At 39.1% G+C, this 26,776-nt stretch carries 26 protein-coding genes and 1 riboswitch; of the genes, 9 read left to right on the top strand and 17 right to left on the bottom strand.

Annotation, left to right across the window (positions count from 1 at the left end):
* Window position 1: 1 nt before the first annotated feature.
* From hslU to argH, 3 genes are read left to right on the top strand one after another with little or no spacing between them, the layout of a single operon-like run.
* Complete coding sequence (hslU, locus tag MB14_RS02510; RefSeq protein WP_062588380.1) at window positions 2–1,390, top strand: ATP-dependent protease ATPase subunit HslU; 1,389 nt, start codon at window positions 2–4, stop codon at window positions 1,388–1,390.
* A gap of 40 nt (window positions 1,391–1,430) precedes the next feature.
* On the top strand, window positions 1,431–1,745 hold the full coding sequence (locus tag MB14_RS02505; protein ID WP_062588378.1) for a hypothetical protein: 315 nt from the start codon (window positions 1,431–1,433) through the stop codon (window positions 1,743–1,745).
* A gap of 52 nt (window positions 1,746–1,797) precedes the next feature.
* Complete coding sequence (gene argH / locus MB14_RS02500) at window positions 1,798–3,129, top strand: argininosuccinate lyase (protein WP_062588376.1); 1,332 nt, start codon at window positions 1,798–1,800, stop codon at window positions 3,127–3,129.
* A gap of 116 nt (window positions 3,130–3,245) precedes the next feature.
* Here the strand turns inward: argH and MB14_RS02495 are convergent, their stop codons facing one another.
* The 16 genes from MB14_RS02495 to MB14_RS02425 form a co-directional block, all read right to left on the bottom strand.
* Complete coding sequence (locus tag MB14_RS02495) at window positions 3,246–4,436, bottom strand: DUF4221 family protein (protein WP_062588374.1); 1,191 nt, start codon at window positions 4,434–4,436, stop codon at window positions 3,246–3,248.
* Between the two features lie 81 nt (window positions 4,437–4,517).
* Window positions 4,518–5,792: a serine hydrolase domain-containing protein gene (locus MB14_RS02490; RefSeq protein WP_062588371.1), complete on the bottom strand. Its 1,275-nt coding sequence runs from the start codon at window positions 5,790–5,792 to the stop codon at window positions 4,518–4,520.
* A gap of 167 nt (window positions 5,793–5,959) precedes the next feature.
* Window positions 5,960–6,739: a DUF547 domain-containing protein gene (locus MB14_RS02485; protein WP_311316232.1), complete on the bottom strand. Its 780-nt coding sequence runs from the start codon at window positions 6,737–6,739 to the stop codon at window positions 5,960–5,962.
* 95 nt (window positions 6,740–6,834) lie between these two features.
* Complete coding sequence (locus MB14_RS02480) at window positions 6,835–7,524, bottom strand: Dph6-related ATP pyrophosphatase (protein ID WP_221405451.1); 690 nt, start codon at window positions 7,522–7,524, stop codon at window positions 6,835–6,837.
* 5 nt (window positions 7,525–7,529) lie between these two features.
* On the bottom strand, window positions 7,530–8,213 hold the full coding sequence (locus MB14_RS02475; RefSeq protein ID WP_062588367.1) for a Dph6-related ATP pyrophosphatase: 684 nt from the start codon (window positions 8,211–8,213) through the stop codon (window positions 7,530–7,532).
* A gap of 4 nt (window positions 8,214–8,217) precedes the next feature.
* Window positions 8,218–10,098: a TonB-dependent receptor plug domain-containing protein gene (locus tag MB14_RS02470; protein WP_062588365.1), complete on the bottom strand. Its 1,881-nt coding sequence runs from the start codon at window positions 10,096–10,098 to the stop codon at window positions 8,218–8,220.
* A complete protein-coding gene (locus MB14_RS02465) occupies window positions 10,095–11,105 on the bottom strand; it encodes an ABC transporter ATP-binding protein (protein ID WP_089082142.1) in 1,011 nt (336 codons plus the stop codon). The genes MB14_RS02470 and MB14_RS02465 overlap by 4 nt, the downstream gene beginning before the upstream one ends.
* Window positions 11,106–11,112: 7 nt before the next feature.
* A complete protein-coding gene (locus MB14_RS02460; RefSeq protein ID WP_062588360.1) occupies window positions 11,113–12,171 on the bottom strand; it encodes an iron chelate uptake ABC transporter family permease subunit in 1,059 nt (352 codons plus the stop codon).
* A 20-nt stretch (window positions 12,172–12,191) separates the two neighbouring features.
* Window positions 12,192–13,385, bottom strand: a complete 1,194-nt coding sequence (locus tag MB14_RS18690; protein ID WP_084375954.1) for an ABC transporter substrate-binding protein — start codon at window positions 13,383–13,385, stop codon at window positions 12,192–12,194.
* A 27-nt stretch (window positions 13,386–13,412) separates the two neighbouring features.
* A riboswitch (cobalamin riboswitch) is annotated at window positions 13,413–13,610 on the bottom strand.
* A 117-nt stretch (window positions 13,611–13,727) separates the two neighbouring features.
* Window positions 13,728–14,387, bottom strand: a complete 660-nt coding sequence (gene bamJ, locus MB14_RS02455) for a BamJ family beta-barrel-assembly machinery protein (RefSeq protein ID WP_062588358.1) — start codon at window positions 14,385–14,387, stop codon at window positions 13,728–13,730.
* Between the two features lie 106 nt (window positions 14,388–14,493).
* A complete protein-coding gene (locus tag MB14_RS02450) occupies window positions 14,494–16,221 on the bottom strand; it encodes a DUF885 family protein (protein WP_062588356.1) in 1,728 nt (575 codons plus the stop codon).
* Between the two features lie 105 nt (window positions 16,222–16,326).
* On the bottom strand, window positions 16,327–17,238 hold the full coding sequence (locus MB14_RS02445) for a CPBP family glutamic-type intramembrane protease (RefSeq protein ID WP_062588353.1): 912 nt from the start codon (window positions 17,236–17,238) through the stop codon (window positions 16,327–16,329).
* A gap of 127 nt (window positions 17,239–17,365) precedes the next feature.
* Complete coding sequence (locus MB14_RS02440; protein WP_062588351.1) at window positions 17,366–17,911, bottom strand: lipid-binding SYLF domain-containing protein; 546 nt, start codon at window positions 17,909–17,911, stop codon at window positions 17,366–17,368.
* 60 nt (window positions 17,912–17,971) lie between these two features.
* A complete protein-coding gene (locus MB14_RS02435; RefSeq protein ID WP_062588349.1) occupies window positions 17,972–18,622 on the bottom strand; it encodes an AlbA family DNA-binding domain-containing protein in 651 nt (216 codons plus the stop codon).
* Window positions 18,623–19,020: 398 nt separating this feature from the next.
* On the bottom strand, window positions 19,021–19,986 hold the full coding sequence (locus MB14_RS02430; RefSeq protein WP_132644038.1) for a tetratricopeptide repeat protein: 966 nt from the start codon (window positions 19,984–19,986) through the stop codon (window positions 19,021–19,023).
* Between the two features lie 65 nt (window positions 19,987–20,051).
* Window positions 20,052–20,591, bottom strand: a complete 540-nt coding sequence (locus tag MB14_RS02425) for an RNA polymerase sigma factor (protein ID WP_062588341.1) — start codon at window positions 20,589–20,591, stop codon at window positions 20,052–20,054.
* A gap of 299 nt (window positions 20,592–20,890) precedes the next feature.
* On the opposite strand from MB14_RS02425, the gene MB14_RS02420 reads away from it, so the two are divergent.
* The 4 genes from MB14_RS02420 (at window position 20,891) to rpiB (ending at window position 23,963) form a co-directional block, all read left to right on the top strand.
* Entirely contained in the window at window positions 20,891–21,334 is a 444-nt protein-coding gene (locus MB14_RS02420; protein WP_062588338.1) for a response regulator, read from the top strand.
* 100 nt (window positions 21,335–21,434) lie between these two features.
* Entirely contained in the window at window positions 21,435–22,709 is a 1,275-nt protein-coding gene (gene glyA, locus MB14_RS02415; protein WP_062588336.1) for a serine hydroxymethyltransferase, read from the top strand.
* Window positions 22,710–22,713: 4 nt separating this feature from the next.
* A complete protein-coding gene (gene tatC, locus MB14_RS02410; protein ID WP_062588334.1) occupies window positions 22,714–23,535 on the top strand; it encodes a twin-arginine translocase subunit TatC in 822 nt (273 codons plus the stop codon).
* The gene (rpiB, locus tag MB14_RS02405) at window positions 23,532–23,963 is read left to right on the top strand and encodes a ribose 5-phosphate isomerase B (protein WP_062588332.1); all 432 of its coding nucleotides are present in this window, start codon (window positions 23,532–23,534) and stop codon (window positions 23,961–23,963) included. Before tatC ends, rpiB begins: the two co-directional genes overlap by 4 nt.
* A 13-nt stretch (window positions 23,964–23,976) precedes the next feature.
* Here rpiB and MB14_RS02400 read toward each other — a convergent pair whose 3' ends face one another.
* The gene (locus tag MB14_RS02400) at window positions 23,977–24,972 is read right to left on the bottom strand and encodes a hypothetical protein (protein WP_132644036.1); all 996 of its coding nucleotides are present in this window, start codon (window positions 24,970–24,972) and stop codon (window positions 23,977–23,979) included.
* A gap of 142 nt (window positions 24,973–25,114) precedes the next feature.
* Between MB14_RS02400 and rbfA the strand changes: the two genes are divergently transcribed.
* Window positions 25,115–25,495 (top strand): 30S ribosome-binding factor RbfA, encoded by a 381-nt coding sequence (gene rbfA / locus MB14_RS02395; protein ID WP_062588328.1) that lies wholly within the window; start codon window positions 25,115–25,117, stop codon window positions 25,493–25,495.
* Window positions 25,496–25,498: 3 nt separating this feature from the next.
* Window positions 25,499–26,725 (top strand): ABC transporter permease, encoded by a 1,227-nt coding sequence (locus MB14_RS02390; protein WP_084375934.1) that lies wholly within the window; start codon window positions 25,499–25,501, stop codon window positions 26,723–26,725.
* Window positions 26,726–26,776: the final 51 nt, after the last annotated feature.

Below are 26,776 nucleotides of genomic sequence, written 5' to 3'. Positions count from 1 at the left end.
GATGTTAGACGCGAAATATTTAACCCCAAGGCAAATTGTTGCCGAATTAGATAAGTACATTATTGGCCAAGCGGACGCCAAGAAAAACGTGGCCATTGCCCTTCGAAATCGTTGGAGAAGAATGCACGTGAAGCCAGAGATGCAACGCGAAATTGCTCCAAACAATATTCTTATGATTGGGGCTACGGGTGTGGGTAAAACAGAAATTGCCCGAAGACTGGCCAAAATTGCGGACGCTCCTTTCACTAAAGTGGAAGCATCTAAATTTACGGAAGTAGGTTACGTTGGTCGCGATGTAGAAAGCATGGTGCGCGACTTGGTAGAGCAATCAGTCAACTTGGTGCGCCAGTCCAAGAAAGAAGAAGTTAAAGGCAGGGCTGAACAGGCGGTTGAAGATGTAATTCTTGACGCACTGATTCCCCCAATCAAAAATACGCGCCCTTCGGCTACTGTGGTTGAAAACGGAGAAGAGCCCGAAAAAATGTCGGATGCGGAGTTGAATGAAAGAACCCGTGAACGTTTCCGTGAAAAAATTCGCTCTGGCGAAATTGACGACCGTAAAATCGAAATCAGTATTACCACTTCTGGCGGTGGTATGGGCATGGTAGGTGGCGGCATGGACGAGGTTTCCATGATGAACCTTCAGGACATGCTGAGCAATGTAATGCCCAAGAAATCGAAAAAGCGCAAGGTGACCATTGGTGAAGCAAAAAAACTGCTTTTAGATGAAGAAAGTGCCAAGCTTATCGATATGGATGAAGTGAAAGAAGAGGCTATTCGTAAAGCGGAAAATACGGGCATCATCTTTATCGATGAAATTGATAAAGTAGCGGGTAGCTCCAAAAAAGGCGGTGGCGGCCCCGATGTTAGTCGTGAAGGTGTGCAGCGCGATCTTTTGCCTATTGTAGAAGGAAGCTCTGTGAACACGAAGCACGGCATTATCAATACCGACCATATTCTGTTTATTGCTGCGGGTGCTTTCCATCTAGCGAAACCTTCAGATTTGATTCCTGAGTTGCAGGGTCGTTTCCCTATCCGTGTAGAATTGAACAGTCTTACGCGAGATGATTTCTACCGAATTTTGAAAGAGCCAAAAAATGCCCTTACAAAGCAATATGAGGCTTTAATGAATTCTGAAGATGTCTCTTTAGAATACACCGATGAGGCCTTAATGGAATTGGCGGACATTGCTTTCAAAGTAAACGAAGAAGTCGAAAATATTGGTGCTAGACGTTTGTACACGGTAATGAGCAAACTGCTCAACGATATCCTTTTCGATATTCCAGAGAAAATTCCGAACAATGCCAAGGTGCTAGTGACCAAAGAATTGGTGCAAGAAAGACTTTCTGGCTTGGTACAAAGCAAAGACTTGAGCGAGTTTATGTTGTAGTAAAATTAAGGCTAAGCAAGAAAACTAATTCTCCCTTGAAATGAGGAATAAGACTGATGCCCCAGTGGCACATTTTCAACTTAAATCTACCTTTCAATTGACTGGACGTCATTTCTTTCTGGTTGGGACCATTGAGGATGGTCAAATCGAAATTGGAGACTATGTTAAGTTAAGATTCAACCATGACGCTTTTGAAGAGAAAATTCTAGCCATTGAAACAGTGTCTAAACAACAGAATGGAGAAAATTTCGATGAATTAGCTTTAGGTATTAATGAACCTACATTAAACCAAAAATCAGAATTAGAAGAAGCGAGCCTAATTCATTCTTCAATTGAAATTTTTAAATACAATTGAATTAGGTTTGTGTCAGATTAATGAAACAGTCTTGAATTCGAAATTTTAAATTATGAAACTCTGGCAAAAGGAAACCCGCGTATCTGAAATTGTAGAACGATTTACCGTTGGTCGCGACCTGGAGTTTGATATCCATTTGGCGCCTTATGATGTGCTCGGTTCTCTGGCCCATACCGAAATGTTGGCCAGCATTGGCTTACTTACTGTGGAAGAAAAGGAGGTCATTCATGTGGAGCTTAAAAATATTTTTAAGTCCATTCAAGCGGGTGAGTTTTCCATTGAAGAAGGTGTGGAAGACATTCATTCTCAAGTGGAATTTATCCTTACCGAACGACTGGGCGATGTAGGAAAGAAAATCCATAGTGGCCGTTCGCGTAACGACCAAGTTTTGGTAGACATGAAGCTTTTTATGCGTTCCGAAATCAAGAATTTGGTGGAAGGGGTGAATACGCTTTTCGATCGCTTGATGCACTTAAGCGACCAGCACAAAAACACTTTAATGCCGGGCTATACGCATATGCAAGTGGCCATGCCGTCCTCTTTCGGACTTTGGTTTGGTGCTTATGCCGAAAGCTTGGTGGACGACCTGTACGCTTTAGAAGCGGCTTATAAAGTGGTGAACAAAAACCCACTGGGTTCTGGCGCTGGCTTTGGTTCTTCTTTCCCTTTAAATAGAAAAATGACTACGGAGCTTTTGGGCTTCGAAGACCTAAACTATAACGTGGTGTATGCCATGATGGGCCGAGGCAAGGCCGAACGTTCATTGGCGACTGGAATGGCGGCTGTGGCGGCCACTTTGGGCAAATTTGCCATGGATGTATGCCTTTACATGGGCTCCGATTTCGGCTTTATCGGTTTCCCCGATGAACTGACCACGGGTTCTAGCATTATGCCACACAAGAAAAACCCTGACGTTTTCGAACTGATGCGTGGCAAATGCAATAAACTACAGGCGGCACCGAACGATATCGCTATGATGACCACCAATTTGCCAGTGGGTTATCACCGCGAAATGCAGTTGATCAAGGAAGTGATTTTCCCTGCCATTCAAGATTTAAAAGATTGCCTTTTCATGGCTGATTTTATGTTGGAAAAAATTACGATTAACGACCAACTCATTCAGCAAGACAAATACAATTACCTGTTTACGGTAGAAGAAGTAAATCGCTTAGTGCTTTCTGGCGTTCCATTCAGAGATGCGTATAAGCAAGTGGGCATGGCCATTGAAAGAGGTGAGTTTCAGCCCGAACGCAGTGTAAACCATAGCCACGAAGGTAGTATTGGCCATTTGAATCATGCAGAAATTAAAGCCATGATGAACACGACCACCGCCAACTTTAACTTTACTAAATGGGAAAAGGCTTTTGAGGGGTTGGTAAAGTAAGTTATAACCGATCGGGGTTCATTGGTGAAAAAATCAGATAATTATACCTTTTCGGATATATCAATGATTGGGCTGAATTTGTTCTATTTTTAAGTTTATAAATTAAAGTGCGAGAACTATAGCTTGAATAAAGAAAAGGGCATAATATCCTCGTTTTGGGAATATAAGTCAGTCCGACCGATATACAAGCCGCCCTTTCCTGAAAATATCATAGAAGGTCTGTAAATAGATCCGTCAAATAGTTTCTCTCCTATTTTTTTGAAGTCTTCTGTTAAGACTGATATCGAGAAGTCAATTACTGTATTTTCAGAACGAAACTCTTCTAGCGTTGGTCTTATATAAGCCACACGATAGTAATAACCTCGATAAGGGTCTGAAATGATTTTATTAAAGTCAGAATTTGTGAGACCATATTCTTTCTTCTCAGGATTAACCACGTTATGATTGATTCGAACTGCAGTTTTAATGTCGGAGTCAAGAGGTTCAATCTTATCTATATAACTCGACATCTCGTAGTGTGTAGACAGAAGTTCACCTCTGTCGTTCGTTTTTTGTATTTTAGGTTCCACGCTGAAGTTAGCGACCAAAGACTCTCCATCTAATCCTAAATCAAGACTGGGAATATATTTAAATACAGGTCCCCAATATGCCTGACTATATGTTTCAGGGTAATCAATAACATACGCTGTTTCGTCAGTCAAAAAATCGTAAGTCATCACGGCTTTTCGTTCTCTATAACTTTCCTCGTATTGATCAATACTACAACTTATATAAAGCTTGTTACCTAAAAGAACCATAGGAGAGGATAAAGAGGGCTCAGGGTTGCCCATTACTCCATCTATTTTATAGTTAACTAGCGTAGACTTCTTTACAAGCTTCCCTTCTGCATTGCTCAAATACATAACGCCATGCATCAGGTTAAAAATAAACATGCTATCAAGGCTAACGAGCTTGTGCGTAGCTAAATTAAGTGCCCCAACAGCATTAGGGCCTTGTTTATCTAGCAGTGTTTTACCCATTAAAGAATTGTTCATTAAATCGTATGTGTAGATAGCATTGTTCATTGGGTTGATAAAAGAAAGTACATCAACTCCATCAATTACATCCACTGACATTGAATAATGCCAAAACCCTGTACTTGCATCTAATGGGAGTTGCACAACTTTTTCATCTTCAAAAACAACGGTTTCATCAAAGCTTTTCCAGTTATCATTTGTCATACTTGACTCAGAGCTACCTGTTGTACAAGACGACATAACAACAACGGCCGTAACTACTATTAAAGATTTTAATTTCATTGTAAACATAAGGCTGCCTTTATTTCAGTCAAGAATTTCATATTTCAAATATATTGATTCCTTGAGCCTTATTGAATTAAAAAAATGGATCTACTCACTCACCTCAAACAGGTCTGTGCTGGGCCAGTTTTTGATTTGCTTGAAAGATTCGCGCATGGCCCAACGGCTGGTGCTCCAAAAGCTGCCTCTGCGCGGTGTGGTGTTTGAAATTACTACCCATGAAACGCCATTAAGGTCGCGGGTAAGTAAGGCTGAGGTGCCTGAAAGGGTGCCGGTTCTCCACCAATGCTCTCCACTTACACTGCGCCAGCCCAAAGGCTGATTTACGCCTCCAACTCCTTTGATCATTTTGTCCATGGTGTCTTTACTCAAAATATCTTTGTAGCGTTTAGAGTAACCATCTACCATGACCAACAATCGCATCATGTCTACGGAATTAGCAACCCAACCGCCAGCAGGACCGAGCATTTCAACATCATCGGCACCATATGGCTTGTCTACCATTTTACCAGAACCTGTATAGGCCAATTGCTTATTGTCAGGGCTGTAGTCGTAATATTTGACTTCATTTTTGAGCCGGTCGCTTTCAAAATTGCCAGCAATTTGCATGTGGGTAATGCCATTCGGCCTTAGGATGTTTTTCTGAACCCAGTCTACGTATTTCTCGCCTGTTTTTTCCTCGATAATTCTACCAAGCAAACAGTAACCAAAATTAGAATAGTTGTAATGTGTACCGGGCGTATATGGTAAGTGACGGGTGATTACAAAGTGGATCACTTCATCAAAGTTTATTGGGTAAGCTGCTTTGTCCATTTTATGGATTTTGGCAGGAATAAACATAGGGTCGCCATAGGTAATTAGGCTCCAGCCAGCAGTATGATTAAGCAGGTGTTTTACCTTTATTTTATAAAAATTTCGATTGGTAATGCCTTTGTATTTGGCGCCTTTCAGAATGCCGTTATCTCCAAAAACATAATCGTCTAAGCCAATTTTTTTATCGTCTACCATTTTTAGAATTGCAATGGCAGTAACTAGTTTAGAAATACTTCCTATTCTGAAAAGGTGATAAGGTTCAACAGTGACCTTATTCTCTTTATCCGCATAGCCAAAGCCTTTGGCGTATACCAGCTTTTCGTTTTTCACTACCGCAACTGTTGCACCTTCAAGGTTTAAACTTGTAACAAGCCGCTGCGCCATTCTATCGATGGGTTCCAAAGCTGGATTGTTAGAGTCTTTATTGGTGAGAGTACGTTTTGCGGGTTTATTTTCGGCAGGTGTTTCTGGCTTTGCGGGGGATAATGACAGCAGGGATACGAAAATACCCATGGTAAGAATAACCAGAATTACTTTGCCTTTATGCTGCATATATTAAGAAACGACCCTTTTCGAAAAGCAATTATAAGAAAACTAGAGTTAAACGTAAAGGCCAATGGACAGTCTCTTGCGGTTAGTCCTAAATGAGCCTCTTTTTTGCTCTGATAATCGCATTATTCAGACGAAATATGAGGCTAGAGGTTTAAAATTAAGTTGAACTACTTTTTAGACGCATCATTGAGGCTCCATTGGTAATCCATAAAATCAACTGCTGCATTGTCATTGATTTTCACTTCTGAATACTTATTTAGGAACTGAATTAGGCTTTGGTCTTTCTTAAAATCTCCCCCAAACCAGCTAAAAATCTTTGACAGCTCTACTTTATCTTTGGTTATTTTGTTTCGCTGTGAATCGTTAATGAAAGCTCTGGCTTGTTCCTCCAATTGCCTCTCGATTTTTTCGGCTTTAAAAGCTTCGGGTCTTAATACTGGGCAAGAAAATGAAGCACAGTTGATCGCAAAATGAATTCTAGGTTCTTCGAATTCTACCCTAAGAATTTTATGTTCTACCCGATCTAAGTTGAAGTCTTCCTCCCCAATTTTAAAAAAATCTTTCGTCCATACGGTGTGTACGGTCGGAATGCTCAATGTTGGGTTTAAGTCTTTAATACTTTCTATGGGGTAATTGTCGATAATGAGCTTTACCGTGAAGGCATTGTAGACATTGATCCAGTAAGCTAATTTCTCGCTTTTATTCCAACTGTTAGCGGGAGGGTTATTGCTGAGTAATTCCAGATAGCTTTCGAATTTTACTTTTTCTGAAATAATGCCTTTATAGTCGATAAAGCCATATTCGTTCACATATTCCTTCAGAAGTTCATCCCAAACTTGATGACTTGGGGCAGGACCATTTCCGATATCTGTCGTCTTTTTACTGGTACACGAAACCAGCGTTAGGAAGAAAGCGAGTACTGAAATATTAATTAAGCTTTTCATCATCAAATTTCTAATCCAACAGCATTAGACAGTTTCGTGTTCATTTTAAAGAAGATGATTGTCGGCCAAATGCCTTTTCTAATAGAAAAAGTGAATTATTAAAGCAGGTCTTGAAACCAGTAGGTTATTTTTTCATTGGTTTGAGCCGACAAAGTGTATTCTTTTGGTACAACCGCTCCTTTTTCGAATGCCACAGGATGTTTAAAGATTGGCCCATCAAAAACAAAGCTATGGAATTCGCCATTTTCCCCGCAGGGGTCAACATTGCTTGGAAGTTCCTTGAGCAAGTCATGGTCTATGATTTGGCCTGCGAACGATTTATCGAGCTTACTTCCGTCTACCGAAACAAGCATGGTTTTAAAACCTAAGTCGATGAACTCTCTTACTAAGTCAGCCGTGTTCCTTTTCCACAGCGGAAAGTGCCCCTTGAGTCCGACTTCAGCTAATCTCTTTTCTCTGTATTCTTTTAAGTCTTCCAGAAAAATATCACCGAAGATGGAGTGCGTTATGCCTTGGGCTTTAAAGTCTTCCATTTTTTCAGACATTAACCGATCATATTCTGGCATCGTCACTTCGCCTGGAATGGATAGTATTGATAAGGGAAGGCCAATGGCTTCCACTTGTCGCTTCAACAGATTTTTGTGTACCCCATGCATGGAAATTCTTTCCAATTCGGCATTAACGCTGGTCATTAGTGTGGTTACTTCAAATTCATTTCCTTGAAGCACATAATGTAAAGCCAAAGCACTGTCTTTGCCTCCGCTCCAATTAAAAATTGCTTTTTGCATTTTATTCATCTCCATTTTGACTTCCTAATATCTAAAAATGAATAGCCTTTATTCGACTGAATTTCAAAACTATCAATCAGTAATGGTTTTTTATGCGCTGGCCCATCTATCACTAATGTGTGGTATTCACCATTTTCACCACAAACATCAATGTCTAAATCCTGAAAAACTTGGATGAGTTCTTCATCAATCACTTTCCCTAAAATATATGAAGCAAACTCTGTTCTGCATGAAACCACAAGCGCTTTAACCCCCAGCTTCAACATTTCAAAAACCAAGGCTTCTCTGTCTTCTTGCCAAAGCGGTAAAAGGGCTTTTAGCGTTGCTGCTTCCGAAACCTTCTCTTCCCAGTCTCTGTGCGACTGAATATCGATATCACCAAATACGGTATGATTGAACTGGTATTCTGTTTTAAGCTGCTTTAACTTTTCTATATAGTTAGTTTCATAATCTTGCCAAGTGCTTTCGATAAACTCAATAGGCAAACCAATGCATTCAGCTTGGGCCAAAAGTACTTCTCTTGAAATTCCGTGTGACCGTGACCTATCACCCAACTCATTCATTACATTGAAAAGTACCACAGGTTTTGCATTCCTTTGGAGCGCCCTATAAAAAGCCAAATAGCTGTCCTTTCCTCCACTCCAAGAGCAAAGAAAAGAACAGCTATGAGTTGGTTTGGTGTTTTTCAAGCTTTTAGAAAGTACCTGTTACACCAATTGTAAAGTTTGCAGGGCGCGTGCTAAAACCATAAACGCCTACAAAATCTTCATCCAATAAGTTATTTACCGTTCCAGAAAGGGTCAGTGTGCCATCAAATAGTTTATGTGAAATAGATAAGTCTACCATGTTGTAAGCTTCAAGCTTTACCAAATAAGGATCTGAGAAAATAGCAGCTTCGCGTTCGCCAAAACGAGTATAGTTTACTCCAACACTTGTATTTGATGTAATGGCATAGCGTGTATTAAAGCCCAACTTTAAATCAGGAATTCTATAGAACTGCGCAGGGTTACCAAATTGGTAAGAAGCTACATTTCCGCTCAAAGAAAGCGGTTCAATAATTTGCCACTGGAAATCAATTTCGAAACCTTCGATTTCTCTAGTTCCAGTTACGTTATCGTAACCTCCGCCAACATAATTTCCTGCATTATCAAATCGAGATACAAAGTCAATTGCGTTTTCTTCCTTACGGGTAAAATATTCTGCGTTTACAGTAAAGTTGCTACCAAGATAAAGCGACAAACCAAATTCAGTCGACTGCGTTTCTTGTGGTTCCAACGCAGTATTTCCGTAGAGTGGCGCAAACAATTGGTATAAACTAGGTGAAATGAATGCTGTAGAGTATGAACCGAAAGCCTTTAACTTACTTTCACCGCCAAGGTTGAATAAGTAAGAAGGGTTTAGGCTATAAACGAAGTTTGAACCGTATTCGCTATTGATATTGAGCCTAGCCCCTGCGTTTAAGGTGAGCGCTTTGGTGGCATCTACAGCCAAATTGAAGTAGGGATCAATATTGGTTGCATCTGGTTCGTTATCACCAGTTACAAACTTATATCCCTGATAATGAACCCCAACAATGGTTTTTACTCTATTGCTAAATCTGTACTCATTAGTCAAATCGGCTTGTGTATTTTCGCCTTCACTTGTTGAAGGGTAAGCCGAAACGAAATCTCTTTTGATTTGGTTATGGTTGAACTTCAACTGTACGTTTCCTTTGTTGTACTTAAACTTTGGGTTCAGCCCAAAACTCGTTTGCTTCAAAGTGAATTCATTATCGGCATCGGCAAAAGCACCATCATCGTAATCTGATCTTAATTTCTCGAATGAGAAGTTTGCTCCTAAATTAAAGGCCTCCGAAAAGTCGTATGCAAATTTTGTTCTTCCAGAGTAACGGTAAAAACCATCGTCACCAAAATCGGTGGCAGGATCGTTGTCTTGTGCTGCTGAAATCCCTTCGCTGATGGCAAAAGCTCCGGCTACTAAATAGCTGAGTTTTCCTGCTTTGCCTTGTACATCTGCATTGGTGTTTGAAGTACTAAACGAGCCTATTGATTGTGACAAAGTCACTTTTGGCACCTCAGAGGTTGAAGCTTTCATTTTAATATTGATTACACCAGCCGCAGCCCCTGTTCCGTACAAAGTACTCGCTGCACCTTTCAATACTTCAATGTATTCAACGGCTTGTGCATTCAGCAATCTCAAGTCATAGTCCATTGCAATGCCAGATGGGTCGTTGATAGGCAGCCCATCAATCAAAATCAAAGTATGGGCATTTCTTCCTCCCCGAATATTGTAATCTAGGTTGGTGCCTGGTGTGCCAAAAGCTCCGTCAATATTAATTCCTGGAAGTTGATTCAAAAGATCGGCAACCGTTCTTCCTGGTGAATTTCTTATTTCATCGGCAGTAATTTTATAAATCACTTTGCCTGATTTTTCAATTGGTGTTTCGAACTTGTTGCCCGTCACTACAACACGGCCAAGGTCTCTTACTTGCCCTGCTTCTTGAGCAAATAGATTAAATGAAGCGGTCAAAATTGTCAGTGAAGCAATGCTTAATTTTTTAAAAATGGTTCTCATTGATTGTTTAATTGAATTAATAATTCTTGAATAGTTTTATAGGTAGTATCGTTGTGATTCAGGTGCCAAAGTGGTGCTTTTAGGCTGCCTGAAATTTTAATTTCTAGATCAGAAGTGTCAGGAGTTACTTCGTAACCCGCCCTTTCCAAAGCACTTCTTGTCCAGCGTTTCAAGATCACATCACCTTCGAGCCTGACCTTTGTTTTGCTTTGGTTCGAAGTCCTTTTAAATGTTCCCAGCTCGTAATCGAATTGAAGTTGATCTCTTTGGAAAGCTTCCTCTAATAGTCCGTTCAATACCAAATCTTCAGGTAATCCTGAATCGATGGTTTGATTTTGATTGATGAGCCATAAATGATCGGCATTGGCCAAAGCCATATCCAATTCATGTGTGGTGAGTAAAATAGCCTTGTCTGACTCAACCGCTAATGCACGCAGTAGATGGAAGATTTCCATGCGATTAGGCAAGTCTAAATGGGCGGTGGGTTCATCCAAAAATATCACCTCCGTATCTTGGGCCAGCGTTCGGGCAATCATCACTTTCTGTCGCTCGCCATCGCTCAATTCACCAATGTGTTTGTTGGCAAATTCGAGTATTCCAGTGGCCTCCATGGCCATAAAAATGATGTCCTTGTCTTTCTGGCTTAAAGTCCCTAGCCAGCTAGTGTATGGGAAACGACCTAAAGAGACTAAAGCATAAACCGTTAAATTTCCAGGAGCAATTCTATCGGTAAGTACCAAGCTCAGTTGCTTTGAAAGGGATTTCGCATCAATGGATCGGATGGGTTTCCCTTGCATGAAGACTTCACCCTTCAGTGGTTTCTGAATTCCTCCAATGGTTCGCATCAAAGTAGATTTACCAGCGCCATTTGTGCCAAGCAAGCAGGTAAGTTTTCCCTTTTCCAAACTGAGGTTAAGGTTGGATAAAACAGGTTTAATCCCTTTTTTATCCTTGTAGCCTACCGTAAGGTTTGTGGTGCTGAGTATCGTTCTTGTCTCTTTCATCATTCTACCTTTAAAAAGAAGCTTTTAGGTTCTTGCGTTTAACAATGATCCAGATGACAATAGGCGAGCCGATGAGGGCCGTAATGGCATTGATCGGTAAGACAGTTTGACTGCCCGGTACTTGCGAAATAATGTCGCAAACCAACATCAAAATCCCGCCTACTAATGCACAAGTAGGTACCAGTGTGCGATGGTCGGAAGTATTTAAAAAGCTGCGCGAAAGGTGTGGCACTGCAATACCCACAAAGCCAATTGGCCCACAGAAGCCCGTAATAGCGCCTGCCAAAATACTGGTCGTAGCAATAATGGCCACTCGTGCCCATTTTACATTGAGGCCCATGCTTTGGGCGTAATCTTCACCCAAAAGGAGTGCATTTAGTGTTTTAGAAAGGAAGAAAGTAAGGATAACACCTGTGAGGACAATGATGGCCAAGGCTCCAAGCTGTTCGTTGGTTACTCCTCCCAAGCTGCCGAATGTCCATAAAATGTATTCTTGAATTTGCTCAGGATTACTGAAGAATTGCCAAATGCTCACCACGGCAATGGTGATATTTGCCACCATCAATCCTACAATAAGCATGACTACATTGTCCCTGATTTTGAAAGAAATGCCCAAAATGAGTACCAGTACCATTGCAGCACCTAAAGTGGAAGCGATGATGATCAGCCAACTTCCGTCTACCCCCAATTCACGAATTGAAAAAGTGGTAGTTACTGTACCTGCGGCTAACATTACAGCAGCCACTCCCAAACTAGCGCCCGCAGTAATCCCCAATACTGAAGGCCCAGCGAGTGGATTTCTGAAAAGTGTTTGCATTTGAAGACCACCCAATGATAGTGCAGCTCCCGCTAAGATTGCTGTTACCGCTCTCGGAAGTCTAATTTTCAGGATAATTCCTTGCCAGCCACTATTGTCGATTTGTTGCCCTAAAAGTGTTTTGATCACATCGCTTACAGGAATTCGTACCGAACCCAAACCGATGTCGAGTAAAAAGAGCAGAATAAGCATCAATCCTAATAGGATCAACGACTTCGCTCTAAGGCGTTTTCCTTGAGTGATTAGATTCATAATAGAAGGGGTTTAATAGCTTACTTCAGCTGATTGTAGTACACCAGTTGGTGATCGGGGAGAAGTTCGGGGTGGAAGATTTTCACCACGTCCTTCAGAACAATGTGCGGTTCTATTACACCAGTTTCGTAATAGTCGTTGCCACCGCCTTCGGTATTTCGACCAAAGACATTGTAAATACCGCCATTTTTATAGGATTTGAAATCCATATATCGCGGGTCTCTTTCTCTAATGTTCTGTAAAGTACTAGCACCACCTGGAGCAATCCAGAAATCGGCATTCAGGCCTATTTCATATACGGTTTCAAAGCTTAACTTAATACTACCAGTAGAATTATCATCTTTCCATGGATAGTCTGCTTTGGCTACTTTCAGTACGTTGTAAGCAAAGCTTTTTCCGCCAGAAACCTGCCACGCATCACCTTGGGCAATGCCAGTAATAGTCAGTGGTGCGTCTGTTACTTTTTCAGCAATCAAGTCTAAAACGCTCTGAAACTCGGCTTCAATGGCACCGAATTTCTCGTTTACCAGCTTTTCCTTATTTAATAAAACGGCCAGTAGTTTCACCCATTCGGCACGCCCTAATAAGTCAACCTCTTGCCAGTCAGCATTCAACACTACGGGAATATTTAAGCGCCCGAGTTGCTGGAAAGATTCGTTCTGGGAGTTAGGATAGCCTACACCTAAAACGACATCAGCTTCCATATCAATAATGGTTTCTACATTTAATGTTCCTGCGGGTTCAACCTCGATAATTTCACCTGAATCTACCATGCTGATTACCTTTGGGCTGCTCACATATTGCTTTCTTTCAATTCCCTTGAGTTCACCAAGTGCATTGAGCAATTCGAACATGCCTAAATGTGTAGTAGATAATGAAACTGCTTTCTGAATAGGTATATTAATCACAGGTAAATCAACGCCTTTAGGGGCAGGAGTTCCTTCTTGAACCAACAGAAAACTCACGGTATCTGCTACATCATTGTAATGCCTATAAAGGTGGAGTGTTTTGTAGTTGCTGTGGTATTCTACATCAAAACCAACGGAATGATCAATCGAGACCTTTTCTGGGAAATAGTCTTTTTTCGGATCGAAATCTGGAAAATCAGATTGATTTTTGGAGTTGGACTGGCAGGCTGAAAAGCCAACCAGTAAGAAACACAGCAGGGTATATACCGCCCAGCGATGCGTATTATATTTTTCAGTTTTCTTCATGCTATTGCCCTTCCTCAGAGGGTGGTTTAGTTGAACTTTGCAATGGCAGGTCTTCTGACTTTCCTAGTGTATTGCGCCTTCCCGTTTCGAATTTGGAAACAGTGGCAAAGTGCGATACACTTTTTTATAGGATTACAGCAGCTGGGACTGTCCGGGATTTACACCCGATTCCCTTTTAATTCCGAAAACCGAAGCTTTCAGGAAACCCTTGCGGTAGCACAAATGTAGAGAATTAAATTTTGATTGGATGAATGAAGATGGAAATATTGATTTCTAACCTAACACAACAAAAAAGCCCTCTCAATTATTGAGAAGGCTTTCAAAATCTTAGTTTTTAAAGAACTACTTAATCTCTAGCAATTCAATTTCGAATATTAAAGCAGCATTTGGAGGGATTGCACCACTAATACCTCTTTCGCCATATGCCAAGTTAGATGGGATATACAATTCCATTTTACCACCTAGTTTCATCAGTTGAAGACCTTCGATCCACCCTTGGATGAATTGGCCTACAGGATAGGTAAGTGGTTCTCCACCAACAGAGCTATCGAATACTGTACCATCTAAAAGTTTACCTGTATAGTGAATGGTTACTGTATCCTCCGCCTTTGGAGATGCGCCCGTTCCTTCTTGAATAACTTTGTATTGCAAGCCGCTAGCTGTGGTTTGAACGCCTGGTTTAGTAGCGTTTTCAGCCAAAAACAGGTCACCTTCTTCTTTAGCTCCTTCTATTGCTCTCTGTTGGTCGGCAATAAGAATCTCTTGCGACTGGTCTAAAGTCATTTGAGCAGTATCAGACAAAGCCTCTTTTACAGCAGCAGCAACCATATCAGCGTTTAAGGTTTTGTTTTGTTGCTTGAGCATTTCTGCAATTTGAACACCATAAGCATAGCTAAGGCTGTCTTGTTGGGTTTTCATTTGTGCAGTAGAAGTGTTGTCATTGCTACATCCAATGGCAGTAGCCAAAAGAATTACCACACCAATAGAAAGTATGTTTTTCATAATCGTTTAGTTTTTAAAGTCAGGCGCAAAGGTAAAAATTAAATACACGTTTAATAATCAAGCCATAAACTCCTTTAGAAATTGGCTTAAGGATAATTTGTAAAGGTTATTTATTATAGAACATCCAGTTACTTTTAAAATCTTCTTTCAATTTCTGATTGGTAAGTATAGCACGTACCATCTCAACAGGCATACTATTTTCTTTTAAAACTGCATCGTGGAATTCTTTATATGTCATTTTACCACTGTCTACCAATTCCTTCTTTAATGCATAAAATTGCAAGCCTCCTGTCATGTAGGCCAATTGATAAAGTGGGCCATAGTTGCCCTCAAAAGATCTTCTAACCTCACCTTCAGCATTAGCGCGTTCATGTCCCACTCTGTCCACCAAAAAGTCAATACACTGCTGTGGAGTCCATTTACCTAAGTGATAGTTTAGCGAGAAAATAATTCTTGCAGAACGGTGCATTCTCCAGAAAAGCATTCCAATACGGTCTTCAGGCGACCTAGGGAAGTCCATATCCCAAAGAATAAGCTCCCAATACAATGCCCAGCCTTCCGTCCAAAAAGGAGTACCATAGGAACGATATTCCTTGTTTCGGTTATTCATAAAGCCTTGAAGATGGTGACCGGCAATTAATTCATGATGCACTACTGCCCTTGAAAAATGAGGGTTATTTCCTCTAAAACTCATGAGTTTATCTTCATGGTTCATTTCGTCTGTTGGATAAGCAATTTGTAGCGTTTCACCTCCTAAAAAGAAAGGACTAATCAGTTGTCTAGCAGGCGAAATCATAGACATTCTCCATGTTTCTTCTGCAATTGGAGGAATGGTAAGTAGGTTGTTCTTTTTCAGGAAGTCTACTGACTGGTCATAAAGCTCAAGCATGGCTTCGGGTTGTGTTCCTTCGGGGACAAAGCTCATTTTCACTTTTTCTTGTGCAGCTCTCCAGTCATCACCAAAACCCATTTCTCGTGAAGCCTTTAGTAATTCGGCATCCGCCCAAGCAAACTCTTTATTGGCGATGTCTACTAATTCTTCTGGTGAATAAGGAATCATCTCAAACTTTAACTGTCTAATCAATTCCTCTCTTCCAATAGGGTTGCCTATAATTCCACTACCGTCATCTTTAGGTAAAGTTGATTTGTCCACTTGTGCACTCAGTACTTTTGAGTAATCATCTAGGGCTTTATCTAGTACCTCATATGGTTTTGTAACCCACCAAGTGAATTGAGGGTCGTAACCTTTGTAAAAATCATAAACACTATTGAGTGCGCGTTTTTGGCCTCGTATTGTTCGTTCTGCTCTTCGGGTTAGTTCTCTAGAAAAAGTTGGGTTCTCTTTTTTTAATTCGGCAGTGGCTATCTTAATTTTTTTTACGGCTTCATTAAGTTCAGCGGCTACTTTTTCACTGTCTAAATGAAATCCTCGTCTTCGTTTCTTCTCTAGATCATAGAGAAATTCAGCAGGACTAATCCACCTTTTTAGCTGGTTTACTTCTTTTTCTTCTACCGATAAATCAAACAAGTTTTCTTCTATAAATCGCTTCTGAAGTAGATAGTCCACTTGACCACCAGTTGACAGCTTATTGAAATTGAATTTCTCAAGCTTCGAGAGCTGATCCTTGAAAAAGTTTTCGAAACGTAACCTTCTTTCAGGGGAGTTTTCAATAGAGTAGAAGCGAGAAAGGCTTCCATAATCTGCTCTTAGGTTTACCGAAAAATCGTATAATTCGGTAACGCCTGATTGGTTATCCGGCTGCTGAGCAATAGTTAAGTGCCCAGATATTAAAATTAGGCAAGCGATAAAAAATAACTTTGATAGCTTTTTCATTTGTAGAACGAGTTAAATCAAAAAGTAAAAATAGAAGAGAAAACCGAAGTTCATCTGTGAAGTTGCTGTGATTGTCAGTTAGCCTGATGAATGGTTTTCTTCCAGCTATTTTAGATTGTTTTTAGGTTTCTTGGCTAAGGTTATTAACTCTTCGCTTTGTAAGGCCTCAAAGAAATCTTGGTAAAAGATTGTATCATACTTAGAGGTGTATTTCAAGTTAAATCTAAAAAATGGTGCATTAATTAGAAAATTGTCTGCACTTTTTCGTTTGTCAGCTATTTCTAAATATTTTAATAGGCCTTCAATATCCTGACCTTCAAGAGTTATCTGCTCACTGTTTATATTAGTTTTGCTTGGTATTCCATCATAATAAGGTACTTGCTCATAACTGAGTATACCATGTTTAGTTTCTTTAACAGTTTTCTCATTAGTGGGAAATTGAAGGCCTATAAACAAAGTGCTCAACAACACGAAATTCCAGCTCATATGAAAATAAATGGCATTTCGTAGTTTAAAGTTTAAGCAAATCCAGTTGCAGATTAGGCCTGAACCTAATTGAATAAAGGTTAAGAAAGTGTCAGTATTCAGTCCAAACTCTCCCTCACTTAAATGTACTAAAGCAAATAATACTGAATTAAGAATAATATATGTAGGTAAGTATTTTGGTTGACTTAAGCGGCCTGTTCTGGCTAAAAGAATGACCATAATCAAGGCTATGCCTAAGGTGAAATTGAGCCACTGGGAATACTGACTAATCGTTACCAGAATGATGGCAATAAGACTAACAATTTTGATTGTGTTATTTGTAGAGTGCTGTCCTCTAAAAGTTACTTCCTCCAGAATTGGTGCAAAAAGGACCGCTATAAAAAAGAAGAGCTCAAAGCTAAATCCGCCAAAATTTTCAGGAGTAATGTTTTCTGAAGAGGTAATAAGAATTACTATGCCTAAGGCTAATGATATGATACCTGTTTTTAGTGCCCAATTAAAATTTCGCTGAGAAAATATTTGCTTTATCAATATTGTAGAGTTAATCTACCAAAGTAACTGAAAAATATTATAAACTCTACTTTGCAATAAGGTAATAAAAAAGGCTTACTGTTCTCTAGTAAACCTTTCAATAGCTTCAACAATTTTTAGTCAGATACTACTTCATTTCATTTTCTGAAATGAACTTAAACTTTTGACCACCCACAGAAGCTTCATACATTAATCCGCCTTTGGCTTGGGTAAAAACCGCTACACCATCGGTATAACTTGCGTCTGCCGATATGCCAGATTTTAATGCTACTGCGGAAACTTGGGCTGCAAACTGGTACTTATTATTGATGAATCGGTTGAAGCTATCGGCATCTTCGAAGAAAATGATTTCACTGTATTCTTGTCCTCCAAACTGGAAGCCGACAGTGATTTGAGTCATATTGGATCCACCAATCATTTCACCTTGTTTAAAAACCACACCTTTTCCAGCTGCACCACCAATACCAATACCACCTTTTCCAATTGATGGGAACACTGCGTAACCAAATGAGTTCTGAAAGAAGGTTACTAGGCTGTTATCTACTTTCTTGAATTCCGTAATGGTTTTCTGAGCTTTTGTTATGTCGTATTTTTCCTTGTTTTGGGCAAAGGTCTCTATTGAAAAACAAAGGCCTAGTGTTATAAATATTGCTATTAAATTTTTAACTCTCATAATAATTTAATTTTTATTGATCTCTCCTAATCAACTTTTATTCCACACTTCTATAGGTTCTTATTTTCTAAAGTACAAGTCTTGCCCTTCAGCTGGTTGAATGTCTAATACATTCGCGAGCACTAATTTTATTAGGGTCCGCGAAGCAACAAATTTTGACAGCTTAGCTGCTTGAGCGTAGTTTGTGAGAGTAATGTTTGGGCTAGACTCTAATAGTTCCATTAATTTTCTTTCTTTCTCTCCAAATACGAACTGAGTATCCTTTTCCTTCACACGCCTTCGCAAAATTTCACGCATTTCTTTGCTCGCCTGTAAGCTTTGTTCACCAGCCCTAACGTAAGCTTTCCCTGTTTTGGTATTGAAATCTTTTCTAAGCTGTAAAGGTAATTTTTTGCCTCTTTCAATTTCAAAAACAGCTATTCCTTTTTTTTCATTTAGTTTAATTACTTGTATTGCATAATCTAGTTTGGGCCAAATAAGGTTCTGAATGGCTTGCTCTAGTACATAAACTTCTCCTTCAATATCGCGAGTCCCCGATATAGTACCGTCATCATCTACGCCAAGTAGAAGTATTCCTCCTTGGGTGTTAGCAAATGCCACTAACTCTTTGGCTATTTTATCAGGAAAGTTGGCCTTTTTCTTAAATTCGAGGTGAACGCCCTCGCCCTTTTTGGCAAGCTCACTTAACCTTCGGATGTCCCAATTCTCCATACTTATTGAATAATAATGTTTTTCTCTCTGTCCGTGTTTTCATTGCTGAGAGAAAAATAAACCCTGTTGTTTGATTAACTGTTCAAATTGTTGTGCCAAATTTAGAATAAGAATAATCAATTTAGGTTTCTTCCTTATTTGATTCACCATCAAAATCGGATAGAATTTTTAAATGTTTCGAGCAAGTGGTGATACTGATTTGCAGAACTTAGGTAGTTTCATATCAGCTATTAAAATGACATATGAAGGGAGAAGGAAGCTGATCTTTTTTTATATCTGCTTGAGTTTAGCTCGTTTTATTTGGGGGCTAAAAGTAGGGTTTATAAAAGCAAAAAGCGTCCCAAAATTATTGAGACGCTTTAAAGTGTGTGTATATGTGTGTATATGGAATTCTAAATTTATCCTAATAAGAAAGCATATCCTTTTTTACCTTTCTTACCTCTAGTAAGAACGATACACTGGATAACATCACCTTCTTTAAGGTTTTCTATTGGTTTATCGTTGAAGAAGTCAAACGCTTCTCCGTTTGAGTTCATGACAACACCAAACTGAACTTGGCGTTTATCAACAAATGAGCCATCTGGCGCGTCCCAATTATTTCCAAGCTCTGGATCTGGTCTCTTTACAGCTTCAACGACTACAACAGGTTCTGTTTCTGTTTCATTAAAACTCTTAAATCCGAACTTTTCTTTGAGTATTTCAAGGCTTTGCTCCTTATAAGACTCACCTTTTACGCTTAAGTCAACAAGATTAGACAAAGCTTCGTCTGTTGATCCATTTTTCAAAAGTGTAAGAGCTAAATACCACTGTGCTTGGTCAGTGTAGCTAGAATAGTTATTGAGAACAATATTTAAATTATTAATAGCAGCCTCAATATTTCCTGTTTCAATCTGAGTTATGCCTAAGTAAAAATAATTATCCGCATTTTTCTCGGTTTCAACTAATTGTGAAAGGCCTCTTTCGGCTTCTTCATAGCTTCCTAAATCATAGGCATAATAAGCTCTGTTCTTCAAATTCGTGAGGTCAACAGCTGAACCTCTCTCAATACCTGAAGCGATATTGTTATAGGCTTCATAGTATTCACCGAAGATTTTGGAACCATTGACTTCTGATGTACCGCTAAAGAGACCAAAGTAGCTTAGCGATACAATCAAAAGCAGACTAGCTGCAATTGAAATGTATTTTTTCATAGTAGTGTGGGTTTTGGTTATTTGTAGTGTTTGAATTGAGGCTTCTTGGTTTTTTAAAGATTGAAGTACTCTTGACTTAACTTCTTCTCTTGTAATATTTTTAATAAGTTTTACTTCTTGAAATTCCAATTGAAATTCAGGATCACTTTTTAACCTATCGTCAAAATCTAACATCTCGTTGGTGTCGAGATTGCCATTTAAATAAGCATCAATTAAATCTAAATTCTCCTTCATCGGAATTACTCAATTAGTTTCTTTATTCGTTGAATACACTTGTATTTCAAATTCCTAACAGTGTTACCACTACTATACCCCATTATTTCAGCAATTTCATCAGCTGACAGCTTATTGAAATAGAATAACTCTAAAATTCGTTTACAGGGGTCTCCCATTGAACTGATGATTTCACTAACCTTGTCGTACTTTTCAATTTTTTCAATTTCGAAGTCGTCCTCGTCAAGAATTAGGTCATCATCTTTAAATTTCCCTTTAAATGTGATCTTGGTCTTTTTCCTTAAATCACCTAGTAATTTATTTTTTCCAATGGAATAAAGATATGTTTTAATACCAGCAGCATTCATTTCCTCAAAACTTCCATCTACAACGTTTTCGTAGAACGATAAAATAGCGTATTGATAAATGTCAATAGCTTGTTCTTCCGAACAGTTATGAGTATTCGTGATGTACGCGATAAAACTTTGCCTGTAGTCAGAATATATCTGCTCAAGGGCTTGTTGATCACCGCGTTTAAGTCTCACAATAAGACTGCTTTCGCTCATGCCTTCTCTTATTAATGATTTAGAACTCCAAATGTCACCCTTGTAAAGTGATTTTTTTTTATTTTTTTTGAAAACCCTGCGTTTTCGAATAGAAATAGGTAAATAACCTAACCAGTAGGTTCTGCATTTTGACCCTAAGGACTATAACTTTTTTTGATTGTAAAGTGATTTTTTCTGAAAATTTAAAATTAGTAGCTTTTGAAGGGTGACATTTACCGTTTTAAATCATTAAAGTTAAAAGAGACACATTGCAATTGAAAGGGACATCATACTATTTAATAGGCGATAAGATTCATTTAATGGAGGACAGTTTTGTGAACGAACCCTCATTTATTGTAAATCAATCAGATCGAAAATTACTAGACGGAATCAATATAATCGTTGTTGATGACAACCCTATAAATTTAACTGTTGCGGACAAAACCCTTGCCAAATTCGGAGGAACCTCGTTCAAATGCCTAAGTGCCGAAGAATCTCTTGTGGCTTTCAAGTCAAAGCCCATTCATTTAGTTTTAATGGATTTGCACATGCCTGGTATTGATGGCTTTACTGCGACCAAATTAATAAGAGAAACAGAAGAGTTTAAAAACAACCCAATTCCGATCTTGGCATATACCACTTATAGCTACAATGATGTAAAGGCTGAAATTGAAGCTTGCGGAATGAGCGGGTATATTGGAAAACCATTTACGCATGTTCAAGTAATTGACACCATCCTAGGCGCTGTTGGTGTTCAGAAATAACATTCTTTCCTCTTTCTTTTTTTATATTCGCTCTCAAGAGTACCTTGGTTGGTAATTAGAACTTGTTACCCTATTTTTGGCGAAAACTACACCCATAGCCATGCAAAGAGACCAACTTATATTCGATCTTATTAAAAAAGAACGTCACAGACAAACCGAAGGGCTTGAATTAATTGCCTCAGAAAACTATGTATCTGATCAAGTCATGGAAGCCATGGGTTCGGTACTTACCAATAAATATGCTGAAGGGCTACCTGGTAAAAGATATTATGGTGGATGTGAAGTTGTAGATGAAGTTGAGTCGCTAGCGATTTCTAGAATCAAGGAATTATTTGGAGCAGAATGGGCGAATGTGCAGCCACACTCAGGTGCACAAGCCAATGCTGCTGTAATGTTAGCATGTTTAAAAGCTGGAGACAAAATACTGGGTTTTGATCTATCACACGGAGGTCACCTTACCCACGGTTCTCCTGTAAATTTTTCAGGAAAACTTTACCAACCTTCGTTTTACGGAGTTGAGCAAGAAACGGGGCTGATTGATTGGGATAAAGTTGAAACTACTGCCCTAGAGGAAAGACCTCAAATGATTATTTGTGGTGCTTCTGCTTACAGTAGAGATTGGAACTACAAACGTCTTCGTGAAATCGCTGATAAAGTTGGAGCCCTTCTTTTGGCGGATATTTCACACCCTTCAGGCTTAATAGCTAGAGGGATTTTAAACGATCCATTAGAGCATTGTCATATCGTAACGACAACCACACATAAAACCCTTAGAGGGCCAAGAGGTGGGCTGATTATGATGGGTAAAGATTTTGAAAACCCTTGGGGTTTGACAACTCCTAAAGGAGAGCCTAGAATGATGTCTCAATTACTCGATTCAGGAGTTTTTCCAGGAACTCAAGGTGGACCATTGGAGCATGTGATTGCTGCTAAGGCTGTTTCTTTTGGTGAAGCATTGAGCGACCAATACATGGATTATATTCTTCAAGTGAAGAAAAACGCCCACGTAATGGCAAAAGCCTTTGTTGATTCTGGATATAAGATTATTTCTGGTGGTACGGATAATCACATGATGTTGATTGACCTTAGAAGTAAGGGGCTTACTGGAAAAATAGCAGAGGCTACTCTTGGCAAGGCAGATATCACGATAAATAAAAACATGGTTCCATTCGATGATAAATCACCATTTGTGACATCGGGAATGAGAATTGGTACGGCAGCAATTACCTCACGAGGTTTAGTTGAGTCGGATATGGAACGAATTGTTAAGATGATTGATCATGCGCTTTTGAACCATGATAATGATTCGAAATTGAGTGCAATTCGCTCTGAGGTAAATTCATGGATGCGAGATTTTCCACTTTTTCAGGCTTAATTAATTGGCACTAGATCAGCTAGACGACAAATCAGAGATGGGCTTTTTAGACCATCTTGAAGAATTAAGGTGGCATTTGGTGCGATCGGTGATTGCTATAGCCGTCTTAATGATCACAGCCTATATATTTCAAGGATACATTTGGGACGTTGTTATTTTGGGACCAACTAAATCTGACTTTTGGACTTACCAAAAGCTGTGTGAGTTGGCAGAAATACTTAGATCTCCTGCTTTGTGCCTTGATGAAATTCCCATTTCGCTCCAAAACAGAGAGATTACCGGGCAGTTTGTAATGAGTATCACTTCTTCTGCCGTTATAGGGCTAATTGTAGCCTTCCCTTACGTTTTCTGGGAGATTTGGCGTTTTGTAAAGCCTGGTCTTAGAAGTTCAGAGAAAAATGCATCACGTGGTGCTGTATTGGTTGTATCCTTTTTATTTCTTACTGGGGTGGCATTTGGGTATTTTATCATTACCCCGCTATCTATTAATTTTCTAGCCAATTACACGCTATCAGATTCAATTCAAAACTTGATAGATATAAAATCTATTTTGAATATGCTAGTGACATTGTCTTTGGCATGTGGTTTTATGTTTCAATTACCAGTTGTTTCATATTTCCTTACAAAGGCTGGTTTAGCCAGTCCAGCACTGATGAAGCGATATAGAAAACACGCATTTGTAGCAATTTTGGTAATTTCAGCAATTATCACTCCCCCCGATGTAATGAGTCAGATACTTATTGCAATACCAATTATAGGGCTATATGAGGTAAGTATAGTAGTTTCCAGAAGGGTGGAAAAATCAACCGAAAAAAAGAACGCATGAAAAATATAGGAATTGGTGGAGACCACGCAGGTTTTGAATACAAAAGTGAAATTATACCTTACTTGGAGGGGTTGGGCTTTAAGGTTACTGACTTTGGACCTAACTCAACAGACTCGGTAGACTACCCTGACTACATTCATCCAATGGCTTCTAAAGTTGAAGCTGGCGAACTAGACTTGGGAATTGCCATTTGCGGAAGTGGTAATGGCGTATGCATGACTGCCAACAAGCACCAAGGAATCAGAGCTGCTTTAACTTGGAATTCGGAATTGGCTGCCTTAGCTCGCCAACACAACAATGCCAATGTAATTTGTATCCCTGCTAGGTTTGTTGACTTAGATTTGGCGAAGGAAATGGTGAAGGTATTTCTCGAAACCGACTTCGAAGGTGGTCGTCACCAAAAAAGGGTTGATAAAATCAATTGCTAGTTACCCTTTCAATTCAAAGGGTAAACAAAAAAGTTATTGATGAAATGGCCAAAAGAAGGAATACGACCTCTGCAACCCAGCGTTTTCCCCTTGTCAGTAAAAACTGAGTCGTAAAAAATGTCATTGGTATAGCAATCGTTTCTGCTGACAATAAGGTCAACTGATTATCTAACCTTAAGGTCACCAAAGCAAAAATTAGCATCCATAGCATCATCCTCTGTATCAGAATTTGATGGTTGGTGAGCCCTGCCCCTTGAAAACTTTGAGCACCAGATAAAACAGTTAAAAATAAGGGTAAGCCAAAAATTAATAAGATATTATTCAGTACTGTTCCATCTAATTCGTTTATTCTGAACAAGCCCGAAAAGTAATCTCCAATAAAGGCAGCGCCTTGTTGAAAGCACAAATAATAAATCCAGAAGACTAGAAAACTGAAAATAAAGCCATAAGCCATAAGAAAATATCTTCTAACCAAAGTACCCGAATAAACTACATAAATAAGGATCGTAAAAATCAGGAAGATAGAATAGGGAGTATAGCACAATGCGCTTAAACCCAATAAGAACCCTGTGGTTAAAATATTCTCTTCAGAGCCTCTAAACTTTAAGTGGATAAGAATTTTATCGGTAGCCAATAGTAAAAACGTATTGGCCATTAAGGCTGGGCTCAAGTATAGAAGCTCTTGAGATGAGCTTAAAATTATAGCGTAAAGTATGCCAGGTAAATAAGTATTATCTTCAAAAGCGGCATTCCGTTGCAGTGTAGTGTTAAATATAACTGCTTGTATGAAAACAAGTATGGTAGATATTACCACCGGTGCTACTACCGAACTGTTGAACAAAAAGGTAATTAATCCATAGAAAAAAGTATATAAAGGCCCAGCCGAAATGGAATTGGATATTACTGTACCAGGATTTTCGTTAAATGCAGTACCTAGTAAGTAAGAACTATTCAGAATAGCCGACTCTTCCAAGCCCATAATGAGTAAAACAACTCTTGTTATGATCAAGAAGGCAGCTATAAACAATAGCAGATACGGATCGTTTTTTCTGAAGAATTGAAGCAATTTGGTCGTAGTTACTATGAGTTGGTAAAATAAGCCAAAAAAAGCACAGGAAGGAAAATAGATAAATTAATAAGATATTTGCAGCATGACCCAAAGTAAAAGACAGCTTAAGTTTTCTAAACTCATTCAAAAAGAGATAAGCGAAATATTTCAGAAGGAACATTCAGCTAAATTCATTGGCTCATTGGTTACTGTTTCAGATGTAAGCATGAGCCCAGACCTTGGTTTGGCAAGAATTTACCTAAGTATTTTTCCTGTTAAATCTTCTGAAAAAATTATGGAAGAAATAGAAGCTGCTAAAAGTAAAATCAGAGGCAGCTTAGGAAAACGTATCGGTAAAGAAGTAAGAATCATTCCTCATATTGCTTTCCATGTAGACAGTACTGCGGAAGAGGCTGAGAAAATGGATCAAATTATCAACAAACTGAATATTCCTCCTGCTAACAATAACGATACTGAAGAATAAATTTTGAACCTCTCGAGTTTCATAGCAAAGCGTTATTTCGCTTCAAAGAAAAAGAAGAACTTCATACAGGTACTTTCGTGGATTTCTGTGATTGGAGTGGCTATTGGCACAGCCGCACTTATAGTTGTGCTCTCCGTTTTTAATGGTCTTCAGGATTTTGTTCGGTCCGTGTATAATTCCTTTGATGCACCTCTAACCATTCAGGCCTCGGTAGGTAAATCCTTTGAGATGACCCCTGAGTTACGCGCTAAAGTAGAATCCATAGAAGGAGTAAACATAGTTACCGAAGTAATTGAAGATAACGCGCTAATTCTTTTTCAAGACCAACAAGTTGTGGCTAAAATCAAAGGTGTAGATAGCAATTATGCCTCTGTAAATCGGTTAGATACTTTTTTGGTTAGAGGGAAAATGAAACTGAAGGAAGGTGATATCAACTATGCAATTTTAGGAACAGGCGTAGCCTACAATTTGAGCCTGCGAATTGATGTGAATTCCTATGGAATGCAAATTGTCTATCCTAAAAAACTCAGACCAGGAATGCCTGTTACCAATAATTCAATTACCCGAAAAAGCATAGTGCCTGCCGCTATCTTCAATATTGAACCTGTTTATAACGAAAGCTATGTGTTTGTTCCTTTGAGTTTTGCTCAAGACTTAATGGATTATGAGAACAAACGGACTTCTATAGAATTATACCTCGATGAAGGAGTAAGCATAAATAAAATTAAAGAAGAAGTTTCGAGTAGGCTCGGTGATGGATTTGAAGTATTGGATAGTGATGAACTTCACTCTAGTTTGCTCAAGGCCATAAAAATTGAAAAGCTTTTTGCCTACATCACGCTTTCATTTATAATGGCCATTGCTTCCTTCAATATCTTTTTTACCCTTTCAATGTTGGCCATAGAAAAAAAGAGAGACATTTCTGTGCTTTACTCTTTTGGAGCCACAGCTCAGTTCATTCGACAGATTTTCCTAAAACAAGGCAGCATCATTTCCTTGGTAGGGTCAGTTATAGGGTTACTCGCAGGTTTGGCACTTTGCCTTTTACAACAGAAGTTTGGTCTTGTTAGTATGGGAATGCAAAGTGCTGTTATGAATGCTTACCCTGTTAAATTAGAGGTAACCGATTTTATAATGGTGGGTGTTAGCATTTTTCTGATTACCATTTTAATATCCTATCGTCCTGCAATTATTGCCTCTCGAGTTGAAACCGTTAAAAATCTGAATTGATTTTCAGTTAATTAAGGTTTTCATCCAGTTTTTTGTTCGTTTTCGTCCAGT

The organism is Roseivirga ehrenbergii, from assembly GCF_001593005.1.
Lineage (GTDB): Bacteria > Bacteroidota > Bacteroidia > Cytophagales > Cyclobacteriaceae > Roseivirga > Roseivirga ehrenbergii.
Note: the sequence above shows the minus strand (reverse complement) of the source record. Positions and strands in the feature narration are given on the sequence as shown.

Bases quoted from the DNA above. Each gene is read 5' to 3' on its own strand.
- MB14_RS18690 (WP_084375954.1), bottom strand. From the start codon at position 13,385: ATGAAGAAAACTGAAAAATATAATACGCATCGCTGGGCGGTATATACC.
- MB14_RS02435 (WP_062588349.1), bottom strand. From the start codon at position 18,622: ATGGAGAATTGGGACATCCGAAGGTTAAGTGAGCTTGCCAAAAAGGGC.
- MB14_RS02425 (WP_062588341.1), bottom strand. From the start codon at position 20,591: ATGAGCGAAAGCAGTCTTATTGTGAGACTTAAACGCGGTGATCAACAA.
- argH (WP_062588376.1), top strand. From the start codon at position 1,798: ATGAAACTCTGGCAAAAGGAAACCCGCGTATCTGAAATTGTAGAACGA.
- MB14_RS02495 (WP_062588374.1), bottom strand. From the start codon at position 4,436: ATGTTTACAATGAAATTAAAATCTTTAATAGTAGTTACGGCCGTTGTT.
- rpiB (WP_062588332.1), top strand. From the start codon at position 23,532: ATGAAAAATATAGGAATTGGTGGAGACCACGCAGGTTTTGAATACAAA.
- MB14_RS02460 (WP_062588360.1), bottom strand. From the start codon at position 12,171: ATGAATCTAATCACTCAAGGAAAACGCCTTAGAGCGAAGTCGTTGATC.
- MB14_RS02440 (WP_062588351.1), bottom strand. From the start codon at position 17,911: ATGAGAGTTAAAAATTTAATAGCAATATTTATAACACTAGGCCTTTGT.
- MB14_RS02480 (WP_221405451.1), bottom strand. From the start codon at position 7,524: ATGCAAAAAGCAATTTTTAATTGGAGCGGAGGCAAAGACAGTGCTTTG.
- rbfA (WP_062588328.1), top strand. From the start codon at position 25,115: ATGACCCAAAGTAAAAGACAGCTTAAGTTTTCTAAACTCATTCAAAAA.
- MB14_RS02490 (WP_062588371.1), bottom strand. From the start codon at position 5,792: ATGCAGCATAAAGGCAAAGTAATTCTGGTTATTCTTACCATGGGTATT.
- MB14_RS02465 (WP_089082142.1), bottom strand. From the start codon at position 11,105: ATGATGAAAGAGACAAGAACGATACTCAGCACCACAAACCTTACGGTA.
- bamJ (WP_062588358.1), bottom strand. From the start codon at position 14,387: ATGAAAAACATACTTTCTATTGGTGTGGTAATTCTTTTGGCTACTGCC.
- MB14_RS02420 (WP_062588338.1), top strand. From the start codon at position 20,891: ATGGAGGACAGTTTTGTGAACGAACCCTCATTTATTGTAAATCAATCA.
- MB14_RS02430 (WP_132644038.1), bottom strand. From the start codon at position 19,986: ATGTTAGATTTTGACGATAGGTTAAAAAGTGATCCTGAATTTCAATTG.
- MB14_RS02505 (WP_062588378.1), top strand. From the start codon at position 1,431: ATGAGGAATAAGACTGATGCCCCAGTGGCACATTTTCAACTTAAATCT.
- glyA (WP_062588336.1), top strand. From the start codon at position 21,435: ATGCAAAGAGACCAACTTATATTCGATCTTATTAAAAAAGAACGTCAC.
- MB14_RS02470 (WP_062588365.1), bottom strand. From the start codon at position 10,098: ATGAGAACCATTTTTAAAAAATTAAGCATTGCTTCACTGACAATTTTG.
- hslU (WP_062588380.1), top strand. From the start codon at position 2: ATGTTAGACGCGAAATATTTAACCCCAAGGCAAATTGTTGCCGAATTA.
- MB14_RS02485 (WP_311316232.1), bottom strand. From the start codon at position 6,739: ATGATGAAAAGCTTAATTAATATTTCAGTACTCGCTTTCTTCCTAACG.
- MB14_RS02450 (WP_062588356.1), bottom strand. From the start codon at position 16,221: ATGAAAAAGCTATCAAAGTTATTTTTTATCGCTTGCCTAATTTTAATA.